This is a genomic window from Tepidanaerobacter sp. EBM-49, assembly GCF_001896645.1.
Lineage (GTDB): Bacteria > Bacillota > Thermosediminibacteria > Thermosediminibacterales > Tepidanaerobacteraceae > Tepidanaerobacter > Tepidanaerobacter syntrophicus.
The window spans coordinates 1-4,176 of the sequence record NZ_MPPE01000008.1; the positions used below are offsets into that span (position 1 = coordinate 1).

Here is a 4,176-nt window from a genome sequence, read left to right on the forward strand (position 1 = left end):
ATACTCGCCTTTTTCAAACTTATCTCCTACAACAGCCATAGCATCTCTGCATACATCTAGAAGTTTTTGAGCATCTCCACCTTTTTCAAGATACTCTTTAGCAAGACTTACTGCACCTTCTTCATCCATATCTACTATTTTGTTGAAAAGTTCATCAAGCACTTTACCTTCCCCCTTTACAGTTTTTTTGGAACACCCCACAGTAATGAGAAAATTATTGATATTTTCTTCACACCATCCTTTCCTATGCCGATTTAAACCAGTTATAAAACTTTATACTTTCTGACACTAGTATATACGAGTATATCGAAATTGTCAACTGATTGTGAATTGAATTTCTTTACTTACTCTTTATAAATATTAGTTTTTTGGATATGATTCTATATCTAAAAAAATCTCCCTGTCAAAGATTTACAACCGGGAGATTTTTTTACTGTATTAATTTGTAAAGATGTTATTTTCTAATATATTTGCGAGGATCTAAACAACCTAATTCTCTAGAAATATCAGCTGCTGCTTTTAATATTAATTGTGAGTAATCTCGGTTTATTTTTTCTAAGTTTATCCGTGTAATCGGCCCTGATATACTCAAACTTGCCACTACATTGCCCGTATAATCAAATATTGGAGATGCCACACACATAACATCATCCTCTGACTCTCTATTGTCAATGGCATAACCAAGGGCTTTAACTTTATCTAATTGTTTTTTCAAAACATCTATGTCAGTTATAGTATTTTTTGTCTGCTTTGGCAGCCCCCATTTTTGGATAATATAATCAAACTCTTCCTCGGGCAGAAAGGCTGCTTGCGCTTTTCCTGATGCAGTACAATGGACAAAGTTTTTGTCACCAACCTTGTGGAATGTCTGAAGATTTTCCGTAAAGTTAACTTTGTCAATATATATTATCTGTCCCGCATCGATCATTGTAAGGTAGACTGTTTCACCGGTTTTCCTTGCAAGGTCCTCCATAAAAGGCCTGGCAACTGTCCTTATATCCATATTTGAGATAAGATTAAATCCTAAATTAAGTATTTTGAAACTAAGTTTGTACTTTCCGGTTTCAGGATTTTGGGTGACATACCCTTTGTGTTCCAATGTATCAAGAAAGCGATAAACCGTACTTTTATGAAGATTAGTATATTTGCCGATTTCAGTTACGCCAAGCTCTTTGCCGCAAGACAGCGCCTCGAGTATCTCTAAAGTGCGAAGACAAGACCTTAGCAGGTTTTTTTCTTTATCCACAATATCACATCCATAAAGTCTAATTTATTATTTATATGTTACTTGTTCATATAAATCGTGTCAACTTTTTGTCTAATTCAGTTCAATAAACAAAAAAGTGCAAGATGTTCAATCGAATATTTATATTACAGGCAGGATTCCTGATGTTTGTGTAGAATAGTATAAGTAAAAGCAAAACATCGTTTTATACAATAAAACAACATGAGAACATTTTTACTTACTGAAATATTCTATTTAAATAATAGAATAAAAATACAGTAAAGTCAAATGTTCCGCAAAGCAGGAGGCATTCAAATGATACTGGAAAAATTTGCTTTATCGGGAAAGACGGCCATAGTAACCGGCGCCAGGACGGGGTTAGGCAAAGGAATGGCTGTAGGACTTGCGGAAGCCGGAGCAGACCTGGCGATTGTAAACCGATCGCCGATGCCGGAGACCGAGGAAGAGATTAGAAAATTAGGCAGAAGATGCCTGCCTATTGAAGCTGATCTTTCGAATGCAAATGTAATACCGGAAATAGTCAAAAGAACGTTGGATGAATTCGGCAAGATAGACATATTAGTGAATAATGCCGGCATAATACGTCGAGCTCCTTCTATTGAATTTACAGAAAAAGACTGGGACGATGTAATAAATGTGAATCTTAAGGCGGTTTTTTTCTTAAGTCAAGCCGTTGCAAGAGAAATGATAAAAAATAATGGAGGTAAGATAATTAACATTGCTTCAATGCTCTCATTTCAAGGGGGCATACTGGTGCCGTCTTATGCTGCTAGCAAAGGGGGAGTTGCTTCTTTGACAAAAACATTGGCAAATGAGTGGGCTAAATATAACATAAATGTAAATGCCATTGCACCGGGTTATATGGCCACCAACAATACTGAACCTCTTAGAAAAGATGATGAGAGAAATAAGTCTATTCTTGACAGAATACCGGAAGGAAGATGGGGACTTCCCGAAGATTTAAAAGGAGCTGTGGTTTACCTTGCCTCGGAAGCATCACACTACGTAACCGGACACATATTATGTGTAGACGGAGGATGGCTGGCAAGATAATAAAATTATATTGGAGGTCTTATTAAATGTTTGATGTTAGATACGCTTCAAGTAACAAAGATGCAAGAAGTTATGATACTGCAAGGCTTAGAGAGGAGTATCATATTAGCGGGCTTTTTAAGAAAGATGAAATTAGATTAGTATATTCTCATTTTGACAGGATAATCGCAGGTTCAGTTTGTCCTGCCGAAAGAGAGTTAAAGCTAGAAGCAGGAAAAGAAATAGGAGCAGAATACTTTCTTGAAAGAAGAGAGCTTGGAGTCATCAATATTGGAGAAAAAGGTATTGTTTCTCTTGATGGAAAAGATTATGAGATGGAACCGAGAGATGGACTTTATGTAGGCAAGGGAACAAAAGATATAGTTTTTAAGTCAATAGATAAAAATAAACCTGCAAAGTTCTATATAAATTCTGCGCCGGCACATAAAACATACCCAACAGTTAAAATAAATATTAGCAAGGCAAATCCAGTTACGCTAGGTTCGAAAGAGGAGCTAAACGAACGAACCATATATCAGTACATACATCCGAATGTGTGTGATTCCTGCCAGCTGTCTATGGGCATGACAATGCTTAAAGAAGGTAGCGTCTGGAATACAATGCCTTGCCATACACATGATCGCAGAATGGAAGTATACCTTTATTTTGATATGACCGATGATGCATTGGTATTTCATATGATGGGAGAACCTCATGAAACCAGACACATTATAATGAGAAATGAAGAAGCCGTAATTTCACCACCTTGGTCTATTCATTCAGGCGTCGGAACCCAAAAGTATACTTTCATATGGGGGATGGTAGGCGAAAATCAAGCTTTTGATGATATGGACCACATAGATAATAAAGATTTAATATAATATTCTGAGCTAAAATAAATGCATAAGAAATAGAAATTGGCACCCGTTTACAGGTTAAGCGGGTGCTTTTTTCGTAAAAGCATTTTCCTGTATTTATAGTAACTAATCATTTTGCTTAAAATAACGATAAGCTAATTATTAAACATGAGCATTTTGTCCATATGCAGTTGTTAGAAACTTTGATATTGTATTATTATACTTATACATAAAATACTAAAGAATGCAGGTGCTTTTATGAAAGTAATTATAGCTCCCGATTCATTCAAAGGAAGTCTAAGTTCCATACAAGCAGCTGAAGCAATAGAACGCGGAATAAAAAAGGCGGCTTTAGCCTACAGCGAGAATGTAGAAGTTGCAAAAGTGCCAATGGCAGATGGAGGAGAAGGCACGGTAGAAGCTATTATAAGTGCGGTAGGAGGTAAAATAATTCCTACAAAAGCCTTAGACCCTCTTGGAAGACCCATAGATTCTTTTTTTGGCGTATTACCTGATAATACAGCGGTTATTGAAATGGCAGCGGCATCAGGACTTAACTTTTTAAAAGAGGAAGAACGCAATCCTTTAAAAACTACAAGCTACGGCACCGGCCAATTGATAAAAGCGGCACTGGATATGGGCTGCGAAAATATAATAATTGGTATTGGAGGCAGCGCCACAAATGACGGCGGAGTAGGGATGGCTCAGGCCATTGGAGTAGAGTTCTTGGATAAAGAAGGCAAACAAATAGGTTTTGGAGGCGGAGAGCTATCTAAAATCTATAAAATTGATATTTCTAATCTGGATGGCAGGGTAAAGAATGCAAAATTCACTATTGCCTCAGATGTAAAAAACCCGTTATGCGGTCCTGAAGGAGCTTCTGCTATCTATGGCCCGCAAAAAGGCGCAACACCTGAAATGATAGAAATCCTTGACAAAAACCTCGATCATCTTGCAAAAATAATAAAAAGAGATCTTGGCAAGGATATAAAAGACTTGCCGGGAGCAGGAGCTGCAGGGGGCTTGGGAGCAGCTTTGATG

General features: G+C 37.2%; 5 protein-coding genes. 3 read left to right on the forward strand and 2 right to left on the reverse strand.

Annotation, left to right across the window (positions count from 1 at the left end):
- Together BUE08_RS01595 and BUE08_RS01600 are read right to left on the reverse strand one after the other, a co-directional pair.
- Nucleotides 1–201: B12-binding domain-containing protein (locus tag BUE08_RS01595; RefSeq protein WP_353682070.1), on the reverse strand; the 201-nt coding region annotated here is incomplete at its 3' end.
- Between the two features lie 253 nt (nt 202–454).
- Nucleotides 455–1,246: an IclR family transcriptional regulator gene (locus BUE08_RS01600; RefSeq protein ID WP_059031019.1), complete on the reverse strand. Its 792-nt coding sequence runs from the start codon at nt 1,244–1,246 to the stop codon at nt 455–457.
- A 294-nt stretch (nt 1,247–1,540) separates the two neighbouring features.
- Here BUE08_RS01600 and kduD point away from each other — a divergent pair, with 294 nt between their 5' ends.
- The 3 genes from kduD to BUE08_RS01615 form a co-directional block, all read left to right on the forward strand.
- On the forward strand, nt 1,541–2,299 hold the full coding sequence (gene kduD, locus BUE08_RS01605) for a 2-dehydro-3-deoxy-D-gluconate 5-dehydrogenase KduD (protein ID WP_286680187.1): 759 nt from the start codon (nt 1,541–1,543) through the stop codon (nt 2,297–2,299).
- Nucleotides 2,300–2,325: 26 nt separating this feature from the next.
- Nucleotides 2,326–3,159: a 5-dehydro-4-deoxy-D-glucuronate isomerase gene (gene kduI / locus BUE08_RS01610; RefSeq protein WP_286680188.1), complete on the forward strand. Its 834-nt coding sequence runs from the start codon at nt 2,326–2,328 to the stop codon at nt 3,157–3,159.
- Between the two features lie 234 nt (nt 3,160–3,393).
- Nucleotides 3,394–4,176: glycerate kinase (locus BUE08_RS01615; RefSeq protein ID WP_286680189.1), on the forward strand; the 783-nt coding region annotated here is incomplete at its 3' end.

Bases quoted from the DNA above. Each gene is read 5' to 3' on its own strand.
- kduI (WP_286680188.1), top strand. From the start codon at position 2,326: ATGTTTGATGTTAGATACGCTTCAAGTAACAAAGATGCAAGAAGTTAT.
- kduD (WP_286680187.1), top strand. From the start codon at position 1,541: ATGATACTGGAAAAATTTGCTTTATCGGGAAAGACGGCCATAGTAACC.